At 51.5% G+C, this 15643-nt stretch carries 14 protein-coding genes; 6 read left to right on the plus strand and 8 right to left on the minus strand.

Annotation, left to right across the window (positions count from 1 at the left end):
* Positions 1–12: 12 nt before the first annotated feature.
* The 4 genes from GFB57_RS03590 to yiiM all read right to left on the minus strand — a co-directional run bounded on the left by GFB57_RS03590 (position 13) and on the right by yiiM (position 3953).
* Entirely contained in the window at positions 13–1263 is a 1251-nt protein-coding gene (locus tag GFB57_RS03590) for an MFS transporter (protein WP_085952513.1), read from the minus strand.
* A 117-nt stretch (positions 1264–1380) separates the two neighbouring features.
* Entirely contained in the window at positions 1381–2337 is a 957-nt protein-coding gene (locus GFB57_RS03595) for a TIM barrel protein (protein ID WP_003028753.1), read from the minus strand.
* Between the two features lie 8 nt (positions 2338–2345).
* Positions 2346–3050, minus strand: coding sequence for a GntR family transcriptional regulator (locus GFB57_RS03600; RefSeq protein ID WP_003028751.1), 705 nt, complete (start codon positions 3048–3050; stop codon positions 2346–2348).
* Positions 3051–3278: 228 nt separating this feature from the next.
* Complete coding sequence (yiiM, locus tag GFB57_RS03605) at positions 3279–3953, minus strand: 6-hydroxyaminopurine reductase (RefSeq protein WP_003028749.1); 675 nt, start codon at positions 3951–3953, stop codon at positions 3279–3281.
* 152 nt (positions 3954–4105) lie between these two features.
* Here yiiM and GFB57_RS03610 point away from each other — a divergent pair, with 152 nt between their 5' ends.
* Positions 4106–5002 (plus strand): dihydrodipicolinate synthase family protein, encoded by an 897-nt coding sequence (locus GFB57_RS03610; protein WP_003028746.1) that lies wholly within the window; start codon positions 4106–4108, stop codon positions 5000–5002.
* Between the two features lie 41 nt (positions 5003–5043).
* On the opposite strand, the gene kdgT is transcribed toward GFB57_RS03610, so the two are convergent.
* Together kdgT and sodA are read right to left on the minus strand one after the other, a co-directional pair.
* Positions 5044–6027: a 2-keto-3-deoxygluconate transporter gene (gene kdgT, locus GFB57_RS03615; RefSeq protein ID WP_003028743.1), complete on the minus strand. Its 984-nt coding sequence runs from the start codon at positions 6025–6027 to the stop codon at positions 5044–5046.
* A 233-nt stretch (positions 6028–6260) separates the two neighbouring features.
* Positions 6261–6881: a superoxide dismutase [Mn] gene (gene sodA, locus GFB57_RS03620; protein ID WP_008323178.1), complete on the minus strand. Its 621-nt coding sequence runs from the start codon at positions 6879–6881 to the stop codon at positions 6261–6263.
* Between the two features lie 255 nt (positions 6882–7136).
* Here sodA and GFB57_RS03625 point away from each other — a divergent pair, with 255 nt between their 5' ends.
* Both GFB57_RS03625 and rhaT read left to right on the plus strand, forming a co-directional pair.
* Positions 7137–8558 carry an L-fucose/L-arabinose isomerase family protein gene (locus GFB57_RS03625; protein WP_016151266.1) on the plus strand — a complete coding sequence of 474 codons (1422 nt, stop codon included), beginning with the start codon at positions 7137–7139 and terminating at the stop codon, positions 8556–8558.
* Positions 8559–8759: 201 nt separating this feature from the next.
* Positions 8760–9794, plus strand: coding sequence for an L-rhamnose/proton symporter RhaT (rhaT, locus tag GFB57_RS03630; RefSeq protein WP_003028737.1), 1035 nt, complete (start codon positions 8760–8762; stop codon positions 9792–9794).
* On the opposite strand, the gene rhaR is transcribed toward rhaT, so the two are convergent.
* Both rhaR and rhaS read right to left on the minus strand, forming a co-directional pair.
* The gene (rhaR, locus tag GFB57_RS03635; RefSeq protein ID WP_003028735.1) at positions 9791–10639 is read right to left on the minus strand and encodes an HTH-type transcriptional activator RhaR; all 849 of its coding nucleotides are present in this window, start codon (positions 10637–10639) and stop codon (positions 9791–9793) included. The genes rhaT and rhaR overlap by 4 nt on opposite strands.
* Before the next feature lie 157 nt (positions 10640–10796).
* Entirely contained in the window at positions 10797–11645 is an 849-nt protein-coding gene (rhaS, locus tag GFB57_RS03640) for an HTH-type transcriptional activator RhaS (protein ID WP_003028734.1), read from the minus strand.
* 303 nt (positions 11646–11948) lie between these two features.
* On the opposite strand from rhaS, the gene rhaB reads away from it, so the two are divergent.
* From rhaB to rhaD, 3 genes are all read left to right on the plus strand, one after another.
* A complete protein-coding gene (rhaB, locus tag GFB57_RS03645) occupies positions 11949–13418 on the plus strand; it encodes a rhamnulokinase (RefSeq protein ID WP_003028733.1) in 1470 nt (489 codons plus the stop codon).
* The gene (gene rhaA, locus GFB57_RS03650; protein WP_003028731.1) at positions 13415–14674 is read left to right on the plus strand and encodes an L-rhamnose isomerase; all 1260 of its coding nucleotides are present in this window, start codon (positions 13415–13417) and stop codon (positions 14672–14674) included. Before rhaB ends, rhaA begins: the two co-directional genes overlap by 4 nt.
* Before the next feature lie 143 nt (positions 14675–14817).
* A complete protein-coding gene (gene rhaD / locus GFB57_RS03655) occupies positions 14818–15642 on the plus strand; it encodes a rhamnulose-1-phosphate aldolase (protein WP_003028730.1) in 825 nt (274 codons plus the stop codon).
* Position 15643: the final 1 nt, after the last annotated feature.

Genomic DNA, 15643 nt, shown 5'->3' on the forward strand with positions numbered 1-15643 from the left:
GAAGCATTCACGTTATGCCGCCGCAGCTGCAGCCGCTAGCTTTTGCTTTTTAATTCGCTTCACCAGAATGGTCGAGCAGATAAAGCCCATTAAGCTGAACGCAATCATCACGCTAAAGACATAGTTGTAGCCAGTGATGCCGCTATTGGTATCCAGCAAATAGCCGTACAAGGTGTACGCAAACATCGCTGGCATATAACCGATGATGCAACCAAATGCCATTGCCGAGCCCGCATACTCACGTGGGGTACCGATCTCATCCATCGGCGCGAAGAAAATGGCGCGCTGTGAGAAGATAATCGCTCCGAACCCTAATGTCGCCACCATACCGATATACACGTTCATTGTTTGATGCGGTAACTGCATGAACACAAGCATCGCAACAGCAGAGATCAGGAACGTCCACTTCAGATACACTGTCGGTGATTTAGCAACTTTATCTGCCAACATTCCACCAATCGGCCCACCTACCATTTTTAACGCATACTGGTTGATGATGCCGTACGCGCCAACGAGTGCTACCGGCAGCATATAGATATCTTTTAAGAACGGAATAAAGTAAGTCAGTCCACAGTACGCGGCGTAAACGAAGAAAATACCTAAAGAAGCCAGCCAAACGTTAGGGCAGGATAAAACATGTTTGATACCCTTTAACACTTCCATGTTGGCACTGGTTTTCTCGCCGCCTTTAACTTCGTCATTATCGACAATAAAGTAGGTCACAATACCAGCCGCAATGGTGATGAGCGTATAAAACAGCAGCCCCGCCTGCATGCCCGCTTTCCCCTCACCAAAATGGACGAAGACAAACAGGGCACCAGAAGCGACAATGACGTCTACCACACCGCGTCCAGCCTCCAAAAAGCCAAACATGCGCCCTTGTTCTTCTTTCGTTCCCAGCAGACGTACGGCTTTCAGTAATACCGGCCAATAAACCACATCGGCAAAGAAAGCCATCGCGGCAAAGCAAATGAGATAGCCGGTAAATGACGGTAGCGTTGCCAGATATAAGCCACATAACCCAACACCAATCAGACCTAACGGTAATAATATTTTCTTGGAGTAACGATCTGCGATATAGAGCGAAAGAAAAAGCCCGGTTGTCTGAACAATCGTATAAACCGTAAAACTCAAGCCAATTTGCGTATTGGTTAAACCCCAGTCATTCTGCATTGGCACATAGAAAACATCTTTCATACTTGAAAGCTTGAATATCGTGCCGCCGCCTAAAATTAAAAAGCAGAGCCTTGCCCATTTATTCATGAACATAATTAAACCCTCATTGCTTGTTGAGAGAAATATTTAATTAAAATATTTAATCAATAAAACAGATAGACTATTTGCATAGTCATTCTTACATTTAATAATATTTAAAGAAATTTATTGATTAGTTATAAATTTATCGCATAAATCGCGAATATATTTGATTTGCGCAAGAGCATGCTCTTTTTCCTGCGCCAGTCGCGCATCAATCATATTACTGTCAGGCAGCGGTGTATAACTTGCATCGCGCCATGGGATCCAGGGATTATCACCCTCATCGTCGAAGCGAAATGCAGGGGCATAATATTCAACTTCTTCTTCCAGACCAAAAGCATGTACTTGCGGTTTATCTTCACCTAAAAGTAATAATGCCTTGAGCATCTCTTCCATAGGTAAATCGCCGTGTCCTGAACGACAAGCCTCATGCCCCCAGCCTTTACCTTCTTTAATAATTTTGGCGTCTTTGATATGCACCTGAGTGATTAATGGAGACATAACCTCTAACGCAGAAAGCGGCTGTTCATTAGCATTAATCATGTTGCCAAAATCAAACAGAATAGAGAGATTTTTCATCCCGCTATTGTTAACCAGCGTCACCAGCTCATGGCCTTGCAGATCTTCATGCTGTTCGATAGTAAAGCTTAGTCCGCAATCGTCATACTGAGACAGCCACGCAATATCATTGGCAATCTTCGCCATAACATCGTTCAGATGCCCTTCATAACGCGGGTAGAAACGCACTGAAGTTGCACCAGTAGCAACAGCAATACGGATTGCATCCGTCAATGTCGCCTTATCCGATGCGCTCGTTTCGATATGCACATCCAGATTATATTTTTTGGCCTTCTCTTTAAAATCGTGTAGCTGCTGATCGTTCAGTTTCTGCAGTGATTGGGACTCACCATCCTCAACATGTATTTTTACACCCTTCAATTTTTGCTGATACGCAATATCCAGAAGATCCCCCGGCAGGACTCTCTCGTAGCGCATATTCAGATGAAAAGCATAAGCATGTAGGTACAGCGGTATATTTCTCGCGCGTTCGGCAAGAAGTTCTTTGTTATATTTTCCCATTATTTTTCTCATTCATCACGAATAACAAGCTCCACTGATTCAAGTCGCCAGTATTCGAAATCAACCTGAACCACTTTTTTATCTTGGGTAGCCCGATGTTTTTCTACTAAAATTCCATACGTATTAGGCGCAACTCCCAGCTCTTTGCAGGCCACTTCTGGCATATTGACCGGTTTAAAAATCATTTCTTTGATATTTAAAACATAGCCAAATGCATCTTCCCAGACGCTGGCAAAAGACTGATTGCCCAATTTATTAATGAATCCAGGCGCAACATCGGCATCAATATAGGATTCATGGTAAAACACTTTATGTGAATCAAGACCGCACCAGCCAGTAACTAAATAGCGATCGCCGGAGGAGAGAAAAACATCATCAACATGATGCGGGGCTGTTTCAATGGTTTCTTTGGTTAAATAATCCCAAAAAGGTTCACGTCCCTGAGCACAGGCTTCAGCATTGAAGCTGGAAAGTGATTTAGGGTTATAAATAAATCGCTTCGACGAAATAAACCAACCACTGCGGTTCTTGCGGAAAATACGCGCATCGATCTCGAGCTCAATCAAAACCTGACGTAAGGTCATACGCTTTGCATCCAGAAGCTCACATAACTCCCTCTCCGAAGGCAGTTTGGACCCCGCTGGTAAATTCTTCTCGTTTAACCAGCTTTCAAAGCGCTCTCTGAGCACATCAACATTGTTTTTCTTTTTCATTTCGCTAATCTGGTTTAAACCAATTTGAAGCTAAGATATTTGAGTGCAGGAAATACTCAAGTTTTTTTTCAACGCAGAGTTTCTTTTTGTGGACCAGGTATCAAGAATGGCTTTGAAGCAAACCGTGACCGGCAGGTTTTTGCCCGGTTTTGTATGCAGGGAAATGAACCGCGGGGGAGAGGTAAATCAGGTGTCGCCACCTGATTTAATTGCAGGGACTGACGTGGGCTATTTCCCCCACAAACGGCGGGAATTGTCTTCGATCTTGCCGCTTAAACGACGCTTTTGCATCGTTCTGGTCCAACTTTTTGATAACCCGGCAGCCGACAGTAAACGGTGATATTGCGAATCATCAAACGGCATATGCCAGGCGATAGCAATTGCCTCCCGCACGCTGACGTCGCTCACGCGTGACGCCAGGATCAACGGCGCATCTGCAGATACCAGCCCTGCCGCGACGACGCTGCACAGCCAGCCCGTCTTACCTGCATCCTGCATCTGGCAGGCCATATCGCTGATGCCAAAATGGAAATTCAACTTAAAGCACGGCGAGCGCGGCTGCGTGACCTGAATCAACGCCTCTCCCCACTGGAAAATGTCACCAATATACACATTCTCTTCAGTCAGCCCCTCAGTAGAGAGGTTCTCACCAAACGCGGGCGCGACAAATAGCTCCGCCTGCTCCGGAAACGCTTGTCTCCAGTGCTGATAGTGTTCACGCGGATAGTGACACAGCGCGCGATCCGGCCCGCCATGAATTTTCGCTTCCGCCTGTTCATCTCCCGTCAGCCCCAGTTCGGTCAGCATCAGCTCGCCGTCAATCTGGACTTTAGCAATCGCGCTGGGACGGCTTCCCGTGTAGTCCCGAACTTTGCCCGTAAAAACATCGACCGGATATCGCATCTGTTCCCTCTCCCGATAAATTTCCCCCATTACACCACATTTATTTTACCCCAGTCGCTCAAAATGAGAGCACGGTTCACATGAAACTTAGGGACACATGCTATCAATGTAAGCTGGTTTTGAAACATCATTTCAAATAAGGAGTCGACAACGTGACTGATCAATCGCAATTTGCTGGCGTCTGGTGTCCTTCCATTACGCCAATGGACAATGACGGTAAGATCGATCTCAACGGTCTAAGCCAGCATCTCAAACGCCTTACCGAGGCCAAAATCGACGTGATTTTGCTGATGGGCAGCATCGGGGAATTTGCTTCCTTTACGCTCGAAGAAAGGCTGCTGCTGATCCGCGAGGCCCGCGCCATGAGCTCGCTGAAGATGGTCGCCAACGTCTCATCCACCTGCCAGAATGATGTATTGTTGATGGCGCAGGAAGCGTATCGCTCAGGTTACGATGCCGTGATGATCCTGCCGCCCTACTACTACGGACAAACGGCGAAACAGCTGCTGAGCTACTTCCGTCAGTTGGGGCAGAAACTCAGCGGCAAATGGTTTGCCTATAACTTCCCGGCACGCACCGGCTGCGATTTAACCCCCGAGCTGGTTGCCTCCCTCGCCGCTGAGTTCCCGAATTTCGCTGGTATCAAAGACACCGTCGACTGCCAGTCTCATACTCGCAGTATGATTCAGACCACCCGCGCCGTGCGGGAGGATTTTGCCGTGCTGTCCGGCTACGACGAATACTATATTCCCAACCTGTTGGCAGGTGGCGCAGGGATTATTTCAGGGTTGAACAACGTCATGCCGGAACTGTTTGTCAGCGCGCGGGAAGCGTTTAAACAGGGCGACCTGGCAGCGCTTCGCGATATTCAGGACCAGATTGGCACCTATATGTCCATCTATGCCATCGGCGAAGATTTTGTCACCACCATCAAAACCGTGGTATCGCGTAAGTTTGGCTATTGCTCCGGCGTGTCACGTAATGCCGGTGGAGAGTTGAACGAGAGTGAGTGTAGAACAATCGATGAGGTGTTTGTCGTCAAAGGGTAAATAATTAAGCCGGATGGTGCAGACCATCCGGCTTAAGAGACTTACTTCACGGTGCCACGAAGATCAATTTCTGCCGCCCTTGCTTTGGCCCTTTTCGACCAGATAGACGTGATAATCGGCACCAGAATGGAGGTCACAATCACCGACGTGGCGACCAGGGAAGTTGCTGCCGGTGCCATCGGTTTAAATGCCGGAACCATTTCAGCAATCAGCACAGGCGTAGCAACCGCTGCCCCCGCAGAACTGGAAGCCGCAATCCCCGCCGTACCATCGCCACCACCAATCAGTTTATCGGCGATAATCAATGGAATACCAGTGATGATAATCACTGCCACGCCCAGCAAAATACCCAGCACGCCGGTCTGAGCAATCACGCTCAAATCAATAGTGTTACCTAATGCGAAGGCAAAGAACGGGATCAGTGTTTGCACCGCTTTGCTGAAAAACTCCCGCAGTTCAGGGTCCAGATTCCCCAGCGCAAAGCCAATCAGGAACGGCAATACTGCGCCAACAAATACGTGCGGTTCAAACGACGCGATCCCGGCAGTTCCCAGAATCACCATGGTCATCAGCGGGCCAGACTCCAGCGACATAAGGACAAACGCCCCAGCCTCTTCTTTGGTGCCGTACTGCTGCATAATCGAGGCATACAACCCGCCGTTGGTCATATCCATGGCGGCCACCAGCGCCAGCGTAGACAACCCAGCGAAGAATCCGACCTCTACGCCATGTTCCGGCAGAATGCGTGAGGCAATCGCTGCAACCACCCACGCCACCAGAATCTTGGTTATGACTAACGTACCTGATTTACGCAGCACGGTGCCGGTGGCGCTTAGCTTGATCGACGCCCCCATGCAAAAGAACCAGACCGCCAGGATAGGTACCGTACCGGTGATCATACCGTTGGTAAAGGAGCCGAAGTATTTCCCGGCGCCGGGGGAAAAGGTGTGACACAACGCGCCCAGGAAAAGCGGCACCAGCATCATACCGCCTGGGATTTTCTCTATCGTACGTTTGATCTGCATTTCCATCACCTGTAGACATAAAAATGGGGCAATTTTTATGGGCGATTGCATCTTGCTTTGAGATGCGCCCGTCTTGATGAAAAGAAGATAGACATTCATAGAGACTATAAAAGTGATCCCACTCGCATAATAAAACATTGTTTCAATTTAAGTGGATCATTGTTTTTATATTGAGTTTGATCACAAAAAAACCCCACAAGCATCGCTTGCAGGGCTTCGTTAAAGCATAGAACTTATTTTTTTGCTGCGAAACGCGCGGCAGCTTCGTCCCAGTTCACGACGTTCCAGAACTCTTTGATGTAGTCCGGGCGACGGTTCTGGAATTTCAGGTAGTACGCGTGTTCCCAAACATCCAGGCCCACGATTGGGAAACCGGAAGCGCCAGAGATAGCTTCACCCATCAGCGGGGAATCCTGGTTGGCGGTGGAAACAACAGCCAGTTTGTCACCTTTCAGCACCAGCCACGCCCAGCCGGAGCCAAAGCGGGTTGCCGCTGCTTTTTCAAATTCAGCTTTGAAGTTGTCAACGGAGCCAAAGTCACGTTCGATAGCCGCTTTCAGGTCACCCTGCAACGTAGTACCGATTTTCAGGCCTTTCCAGAACAGGCTGTGGTTAGCGTGACCGCCCGCGTTGTTACGCAGTACGGTTTTCTTGTCTGCTGGCAGTTGATCCAGTTTGGTGATCAGCTCTTCAGCGGACAGGCTGGCGAATTCTGGCAGGCTTTCCAGCGCAGCGTTCGCGTTGTTTACGTAAGCCTGGTGGTGTTTGGTATGGTGGATTTCCATCGTCTGCTTATCGAAGTGCGGTTCAAGGGCATCATAAGCGTACGGCAGGGATGGCAGTGTATAACTCATAATCATCTCCAGTATTGTCGGGCGGCCTGTGTTAACGCCGCGTAAGCAGTTGGGTCATTATAGTTAATTAAATGATATTGAAAATGATTATCAATGCCGTACTTTTTACAGGGCTATTATGCGGTAAAAGTGTGAGCATCACTGGGAAAATCAGGTGAATTTTGCCAACCTGTGTAGAAAACAGGCAGCGACATGAAGGACATGGGAGATAAAGCACGACATAGTCTGAGAATTATCTCACAAGGAAATATTGCTATGTCTGTCAACATTGCCCTTTTTGGTATCGGCCTCGACACATACTGGCCCCAGTTTACAGGCCTGGAGTCACGTCTTCAGGGCTATCTGCAAACAATTGATGAGCGTCTGACGGCACAACAAGCCACCGTGATTAATGGCGGCCTGATTGATAACGTCGATAAAGCCGATGCCCTTATCAAGCGGTTGCAACAGCAGTCAGTCGATGCGGTCTGCCTTTACATCAGCACCTACGCGCTCAGCTCAACGGTGCTCCCCCTTGTGCAGAGCATCAATAAACCGGTCATTATTCTGGCCCTACAGCCAGAGCCAGGACTGCCCTATTCAACTATCCGTCAAATTCCCGATCGGGGCGGGCGTACTGGAGAGTGGCTGGCGCACTGTCAGGCCTGCAGCGCCCCCGAACTGGCAAATGTGTTTAACCGTGCGAATATCCGCTTTCAATTGATCGTTGGCGCACTACAGGGTGATGAGTACGTCTGGCAACAAACTGCGCAGTGGCTACAAGCCCTTAACACGCGACAAATGCTGGCAAATTGTCAGGTCGGCGTCCTCGGACACTATTATGACGGCATGGTGGACGTTTACAGCAATATGACGAACTTGTCCGCCAAAATGGGCGTTCGCTTTAAGCCGCTGGAGATGTGTGAGTTGGCGGAATATCGCGAGCAGGTCAGCGAGACAGACCTCCATGCTAAACAACAGGAAATGCACCGTGTACTTCAGTTGGATGCAGCATGCGAGCCTGCAGAGCTTGACCGCGCACTCACCACTGCCTGTGCCATGGATAAACTGATTGCCCGGAATAAGCTTGGCGCACTCGCCTATTACTATGAGGGTCGTAACGGTAACGCTTACGAGAACATCATCACCTCAATCATTCTCGGCAATACGCTGCTTACCCACCGTGGTATTCCCGTAGCGGGAGAATATGAAATCAAAAATGTGCTGGCGATGAAAATTCAGCAACTTTTAGGGGCTGGAGGTTCATTCTCAGAACCCTATGGTATTGAATTTATCGATGACGTTGTTTTGTGGGGACATGACGGTCCGGCGCATCCTCTAATGGCGGATGGTCCGGTGAGTCTGGTGCCGCTGCCGGTTTATCATGGTAAACCCGGCAAAGGTGTGTCCATCCAGATGACCGTGAAGTCTGGCCCGGTAACCTTTCTTTCGGTAATTGAAGATGCCGAAAACGGGGTGCGTTTACAGTATGCCGAAGGTGAAGCTGTGGCAGGCGAAGTTCTGGATATCGGCAACACCAACAGCCGCTATCGCTTCCCGTTATCGGCTCGCGAGTTCACCACGCAATGGTGCATGGGCGGCCCAGCCCATCATTGCAGTATTGGCCTGGGGCATCATGGTGAGGTACTGGAAAAACTCGCCTGGTTACTGGGTATTCAGGCAGTAAGAATCTGCTAATCCTCAATATTTCCGCCCTTCACAAAAAGAGGGGCGGAGCTGCATTTGTGATCAACATCCCTTTCATCCCCTGAATTTTGCCAGCATTACTCATCACGCGGCAGCATGCTGAAGGTTAATTTATTGCTCACTCTTTAGACTTTTGAATATCAAAACGGGTGATTTTCATCCTGCCAAATCGATAATTCAAAAGGAAACAGAATGGGTAACGCAATTACGATGGGGATAATATGGCATCTTATCGGTGCCGCTAGTGCCGCTTGTTTCTATGCCCCCTTTAAAAAGGTACAACACTGGTCCTGGGAAACCATGTGGTCCATCGGTGGCTTTGTATCATGGCTAATCCTTCCCTGGCTCGTCAGCGCGATCCTGCTGCCGGACTTCTGGACCTATTACAGTTCATTTAGCGCGTCCACACTGCTGCCGGTATTTTTGTTCGGTGCCATGTGGGGGATTGGTAACATCAACTATGGTCTGACCATGCGTTACCTCGGTATGTCGATGGGGATCGGGATCGCTATCGGCATTACGCTGATTGTTGGCACCTTAATGACGCCAATCATTGCCGGTAAATTTGACGTGCTCATCGGCACGCCTGGTGGGCGAATGACCCTGCTCGGCGTGCTGGTCGCCCTGATCGGCGTGGCGATTGTCACCCGTGCCGGACAGTTAAAAGAGCGCAAGATGGGCATCAAAGCCGAAGAGTTCAATCTGAAAAAAGGTCTGATACTGGCGGTGATGTGCGGCTTTTTCTCCGCGGGGATGTCCTTTGCTATGGATGCCGCTAAACCCATGCACGAAGCCGCTGCAGCACTCGGTATCGATCCGCTGTATGTCGCCCTGCCAAGCTACGTCGTCATCATGGGCGGCGGTGCGGTAATCAATCTGGGATACTGCTTCATTCGTCTGGCAAAAATGAAAAATCTGTCAGTAAAAGCCGACTTCTCGTTAGCCAAACCGCTGATTATCAGCAACATCCTGTTCTCGGCGCTTGCTGGTCTGATGTGGTATCTCCAGTTCTTCTTTTACGCCTGGGGCCATGCCAAAATTCCAGCGCAATATGACTATATGAGCTGGATGCTGCACATGAGCTTCTACGTCCTGTGCGGTGGTATCGTGGGCCTGATCATGAAAGAGTGGAGCAATGCAGGACGACGTCCGGTCAGTGTGCTAAGCCTTGGCTGCGTGGTGATCATTGTCGCGGCAAACATTGTGGGTCTGGGAATGGCCAGCTAATCATGTTGGGTGCTGAGATGACGCCACTGGCTCGGCGTCATCCCGGTTTCGCGCGTGAACACCACCGAAAAGTAGTTACTGTCCTCAAAGCCGCAGCGCATGGAAATCTCACTAATCATCAACCGACTATGCTTGAGAAGATACTGCGCATGGCAAACCCGCACCTGGCGGAGATACTGGTTGATGGTCATGCCGGTCTGGCTGCGAAACTGCTGGCGCAAAACGCGCTCGCTGCACCGTTCGCGCTCGCAAAACTTATTCAGTTCGAACGCATGCTCATGGCTACCGGCTAACGCGGTGATCAGTTTATCCAGCAGCGTTTCGCTCGACGTCGCCGGGAGCGTATCCGTGGCATAACGATGCCGCTTAAGGTGGGTCACCAGTTGCCCGAACAGCAGCTCAGCCATGGTAAAAGCCTGCGCATCCCGTTGATTACTTTCATGCTCAAGCTGGCTTATCACCTGTCTGACCTGGCTCATGCCAACGCTACCGAGTCGCCAGTGCGGGTGCCTTGGCGCACCATCAAATCCGGGGATCGCCCCTTGCCAGTCAACATTCAGCGTCAACCGCTCCGGACAGTAGATGATATTTTGCAGCACAAGGTCGTTAACGGAAGTGTAGGAGTGTTTATCTTCGGCGCGAATGTAAAACAGATCGCCACGGGTTATCCGGTACGGGCGATCGTTAAGGACATGCAGGCCATTACCGCGCCAGACCAGAACCAGCTCGCAAAATTCATGGGTATGCTCAGCAAAGACATCCTGCGGATAGCGGTCAGCCACGGCAACAGCCTGCTGCTCATGCGCAAAAAAGTCTGATTTCAGAAGGATCAGATGATCCGCCATCACATCACCTCAACCTGAACGCTTGCCGGATGCGCTGCGCTTATCCGGCCTACCGGGCAGGGCATCTACGTAGGCCGGATAAGGCGCAGCCGCCATCCGGCATGAAAGGGTATGATTATCAGCAAACGGGCGGTAAAAAACGGTGATAGCTTTCGCGTTACTGCAGGCTGCTTCCCGCCATGAGATCGCGCCCCTGACGAATATCGCGTGGCGACCACTCGAACTCACGGCGAAATAGCGTCGAAAAGTGGTTACTGTCGCCGAATCCGCAGAGATAAGCGATGTCTGTCACGCTATCATCACTGTGACGAAGCAGATGCCGAGCCTTGATCAGCCGCAAGCGGTTAAGGTAGCGCTGCGGCGTCAATCCGGTTTGCTGTTTGAGCTGGCGATGAAGAGTACGCAAAGAGAGGGAAAACTTCTCGGCCAGCGCCTCCCAACATACCTCGTCGGCAAAGTTATCTTCCAGCCACGCCATCAGGAGGTTAAGCCGCGCGTCGTTATCGGTCGCTGCTTCCATCAGGCTGCTTTTACGCAGCAGCACCAGCAGCTGCATAAACAGGATCTCGCGATTTGCCGCCGTTGGTGTGTCCATCCCCTCACCGAGCGCTTCCATCTGCCCCACCAGTTGTCGAACCTGCTGCAACACACCCTGATTCACCCGCCAGTGCGAAGGATACTGCCCATTCTGTTCCTGAGGTAAAAGCTGATTCAGCCCAGCCAGAAATTGAAACGCATCCGGGGAGCGATACAACACATTGGTCAGGCACAGATTGTCAGTATGTTCATATAAATGCCGGTCATGATCGCGAACGAAACACACCGTACCGCCGCTGATGGTGTAAGGCTGTCCGTTGAACACATGGATCCCCGTTCCATGTTCGACCACCACAATTTCATGAAAATCATGATGATGTTCTGGAAACGCAGGTTGAGGAAGCCGCGGTTCAATAGCCACTGGCGCTTTACCTGTCGGAAAAAAATCCACGCAATGCAATATCGTCATGATGACATCCTTCCCGATCAAATGAACATGGCTGAATAGTAATTAAGGGTTATCACCCTCACCTTAAATTTTTGACGCCAAAGTGCGTAAACACGGTCAATTCTTCAAGAAATGGCGGGAAAGATCGGGAATTGCGGAAGACGTCACATCCGCTAAAACCGACCCTATTAATAGAAATTGTGAACAGCATCACATTCACCTTTGCCATGTTGCCAGCCGCTAATTGTGGCTGTCACTGTCAAGAAGGTACGCGTTATCTGGGGTTCTTAGACTGAGTGCAATAAAACTCAGAAGGACCTCGCTATGACTTTTCGCCATTGTGTCGCAGTCGATCTCGGCGCATCCAGTGGGCGCGTAATGCTGGCGCGTTACGACAGTGAACACAGCACCCTGACGCTGCGTGAAATCCACCGCTTCGTGAACTGCCTGCAAAAAACAGACGGTTTTGACACCTGGGACATCGACAGCCTGGAAAACGATATTCGTCTTGGCCTGAAAAAAGTCTGCGATGAAGGCATTCGGATAGACAGCATCGGCATTGATACCTGGGGCGTGGATTACGTTCTGATCGATAACGTCGGTCAACGTGTCGGTCTGCCGGTCTCTTACCGTGATAGCCGCACGACCGGCATTATGGCGCAAGCGATGGCGCAGCCGGGTAAAGGTGAAATTTACCGCCGTAGCGGCATTCAGTTTCTGCCCTTTAACACCCTGTATCAGTTGCGTGCGCTGGTTGAACAACAGCCAGAACTGCTCCCGCAGGTGGCCCATGCCCTACTGATCCCCGACTACTTCAGCTTTCGCCTGACCGGCAAAATGAACTGGGAATACACCAATGCCACCACCACCCAGTTAGTCAATATCAATACCGACGACTGGGATGACACTCTGCTGGCGTGGACCGGAGCAGACAAAGCCTGGTTTGGTCGTCCGACGCATCCGGGGAACGTAATTGGTCACTGGATTTGCCCGCAGAAAAATCAAATTCCGGTCGTAGCCGTCGCCAGTCACGACACGGCCAGCGCGGTCATAGCTTCTCCGCTGGCCGACAAAAACAGCGCCTATCTCTCTTCCGGAACCTGGTCGCTGATGGGCTTTGAGAGCAGAACGCCGTATACCAACGATGCGGCGCTGGCGGCGAATATCACCAACGAAGGCGGCGCGGAAGGGCGCTACCGTGTCCTGAAAAATATTATGGGGCTGTGGCTGCTCCAGCGCGTATTAAAAGAGCGCCAGATTTCCGACCTGCCAACGCTTATCAGCCAAACGCAAGCGCTGCCGGCCTGTCAATTCCTGATAAACCCGAACGACGACCGCTTTATCAACCCCGACGATATGAGTGCAGAAATTCAGGCAGCATGCCGTGAATCAGGCCAACCCGTACCCCTGCAAAACGCCGAACTGGCGCGCTGTATCTTCGACAGCCTGGCGTTGCTGTACGCCGACATCCTGCAAGAGCTGGCACAACTGCGTGGTGCAGCATTTAGCCAACTGCACATTGTCGGTGGCGGCTGCCAGAACACCTTACTGAACCAGTTGTGTGCAGATGCCTGCGGTATTCGCGTGGTATCCGGGCCAATTGAGGCCTCCACGCTCGGCAATATTGGCATCCAGCTGATGACGCTGGACGAGCTGAACAACGTTGATGATTTCCGTCAGGTGGTGCGCGCTAACTACGAACTGACCACCTTCATTCCCAATCCTGAAAGTGAAATTGCCCGCTACCAGGCGCAGTTTCAATCACTACGACAGACAAAGGAGCTTTGCGCATGACCACTCAACTTGAACAAGCCTGGGAACTGGCAAAACTGCGTTTCGCCGCGGTAGGCATTGATGTCGAGGCGGCCTTACGCCAGCTCGATCGTCTGCCAGTCTCCATGCACTGCTGGCAGGGCGATGATGTCGCCGGTTTCGAAAATCCGGAAGGTTCGCTCACTGGCGGTATTCAGGCTACCGGTAACTATCCGGGTAAAGCGCGTAACGCCACCGAACTGCGGGCCGATCTGGAGCAGGCGCTGAGCCTGATTCCGGGTCCAAAACGTCTGAATTTGCACGCGATCTATCTGGAATCTGATACGCCGGTTGCCCGCGATCAAATCAAACCTGAGCACTTTAAAAACTGGGTGGAGTGGGCGAAAGCGAATCAGTTAGGACTGGATTTCAACCCATCCTGCTTCTCACACCCGCTGAGCGCCGACGGTTTCACGCTGGCCCACGCCGATGACACCATTCGCCAGTTCTGGATCGATCACTGCAAAGCCAGCCGTCGCGTCTCGGCGTATTTTGGCGAGCAGTTGGGTACGCCATCAGTGATGAACATCTGGATCCCGGATGGCATGAAAGATATCACCGTTGATCGTTTAGCGCCGCGCCAGCGTCTGCTGGATGCGCTGGACGAAGTGATCAGCGAGAAACTAGACCCGGCGCACCATATCGATGCCGTCGAAAGCAAGCTGTTTGGCATCGGTGCGGAAAGCTACACCGTCGGCTCTAACGAGTTCTACATGGGTTACGCCACCAGTCGCCAGACGGCGCTGTGTCTGGATGCGGGTCACTTCCATCCGACCGAAGTGATTTCCGACAAAATCTCCGCCGCCATGCTGTACGTGCCGCGCCTGCTGCTGCATGTCAGCCGTCCGGTGCGTTGGGACAGCGATCACGTGGTGCTGCTGGATGATGAAACGCAGGCGATTGCCAGCGAGATCGTGCGCCACAACCTGTTTGACCGCGTACACATCGGCCTCGACTTCTTCGACGCCTCCATTAACCGCATCGCCGCGTGGGTGATCGGTACCCGCAATATGAAAAAAGCCCTGCTGCGCGCGCTGTTAGAACCGACCGAGCAACTGCGCCAGCTCGAAGCCAGCGGCGACTACACCGCACGCCTGGCCCTGCTGGAAGAGCAAAAATCGCTGCCGTGGCAGGCCGTCTGGGAGATGTATTGCCAGCGTCACGACACGCCAGCGGGCAGCCAGTGGCTGGACAGCGTGCGCACTTATGAAAAAGAGATTTTGAGCAAACGTAGCTAACCGTGACACCAGGCTTGTAGGCCGGATAAGACGCCCCGCGTCGCCATCCGGCAATGAATGAAACACGATTGCCGGATGGTGCTTCGCTTATCCGGCCTACGTAAGACCCGATAACGTTCGGGCAATAAACAGGAACACCGAACATGCAAAACATTACTACTTCCTGGTTCGTCCAGGGGATGATCAAAGCCACTTCTGATGCGTGGCTGAAAGGCTGGGACGAGCGTAACGGCGGTAACCTGACGCTGCGTCTTGATGAAGCAGATATCGCGCCATTTAGCGCCGATTTCCACGAAAAACCACGCTATATCGCGCTGAGTCAGCCGATGCCGCTGCTGGCGAATACGCCGTTTATCGTCACCGGTTCGGGGAAATTTTTCCGCAACGTCCAGCTCGATCCAGCAGCCAATTTGGGCGTGGTGAAAATCGACAGCGACGGTGCGGGCTACCACATCCTCTGGGGCCTGAATCACGAGGCTGTACCGACCTCTGAACTGCCGGCTCACTTCCTCTCTCACTGCGAACGCATTAAAGCGACGAACGGTAAAGACCGCGTGATCATGCACTGCCATGCCACCAACCTGATCGCTCTGACCTACGTGCTGGAAAACAACACCGCGCTGATTACCCGCAAGCTGTGGGAAGGCAGCACCGAGTGCCTGGTGGTGTTCCCGGATGGCGTTGGCATTCTGCCGTGGATGGTGCCAGGTACAGATGAAATTGGTCAGGCGACCGCCGAGAAAATGCAGAAACACTCGCTGGTACTGTGGCCATTCCACGGCGTGTTCGGCAGTGGACCCACCCTCGACGAAGCGTTCGGTTTGATCGATACCGCAGAGAAATCCGCTGAGGTTCTGGTCAAGATTTACTCGATGGGCGGTATGAAGCAGACCATTACGCGTGCAGAGCTGATCGCACTTGGCAAACGCTTCGGCGTGACGCCGCTGGCAAGCGCACTGGCATTGTAAG

The sequence above is a fragment of the Citrobacter sp. S39 genome, assembly GCF_009495675.1.
GTDB lineage: Bacteria > Pseudomonadota > Gammaproteobacteria > Enterobacterales > Enterobacteriaceae > Citrobacter > Citrobacter freundii.

Coding starts and splice junctions, on each gene's coding strand:
- rhaS (WP_003028734.1), bottom strand. CDS start 11,645: ATGACGATATTGCATTGCGTGGATTTTTTTCCGACAGGTAAAGCGCCA.
- yiiM (WP_003028749.1), bottom strand. CDS start 3,953: ATGCGATATCCGGTCGATGTTTTTACGGGCAAAGTTCGGGACTACACG.
- rhaB (WP_003028733.1), top strand. CDS start 11,949: ATGACTTTTCGCCATTGTGTCGCAGTCGATCTCGGCGCATCCAGTGGG.
- rhaD (WP_003028730.1), top strand. CDS start 14,818: ATGCAAAACATTACTACTTCCTGGTTCGTCCAGGGGATGATCAAAGCC.
- sodA (WP_008323178.1), bottom strand. CDS start 6,881: ATGAGTTATACACTGCCATCCCTGCCGTACGCTTATGATGCCCTTGAA.
- GFB57_RS03590 (WP_085952513.1), bottom strand. CDS start 1,263: ATGAATAAATGGGCAAGGCTCTGCTTTTTAATTTTAGGCGGCGGCACG.
- GFB57_RS03595 (WP_003028753.1), bottom strand. CDS start 2,337: ATGGGAAAATATAACAAAGAACTTCTTGCCGAACGCGCGAGAAATATA.
- rhaR (WP_003028735.1), bottom strand. CDS start 10,639: ATGGCGGATCATCTGATCCTTCTGAAATCAGACTTTTTTGCGCATGAG.
- rhaT (WP_003028737.1), top strand. CDS start 8,760: ATGGGTAACGCAATTACGATGGGGATAATATGGCATCTTATCGGTGCC.
- kdgT (WP_003028743.1), bottom strand. CDS start 6,027: ATGCAGATCAAACGTACGATAGAGAAAATCCCAGGCGGTATGATGCTG.
- GFB57_RS03600 (WP_003028751.1), bottom strand. CDS start 3,050: ATGAAAAAGAAAAACAATGTTGATGTGCTCAGAGAGCGCTTTGAAAGC.
- GFB57_RS03625 (WP_016151266.1), top strand. CDS start 7,137: ATGTCTGTCAACATTGCCCTTTTTGGTATCGGCCTCGACACATACTGG.
- rhaA (WP_003028731.1), top strand. CDS start 13,415: ATGACCACTCAACTTGAACAAGCCTGGGAACTGGCAAAACTGCGTTTC.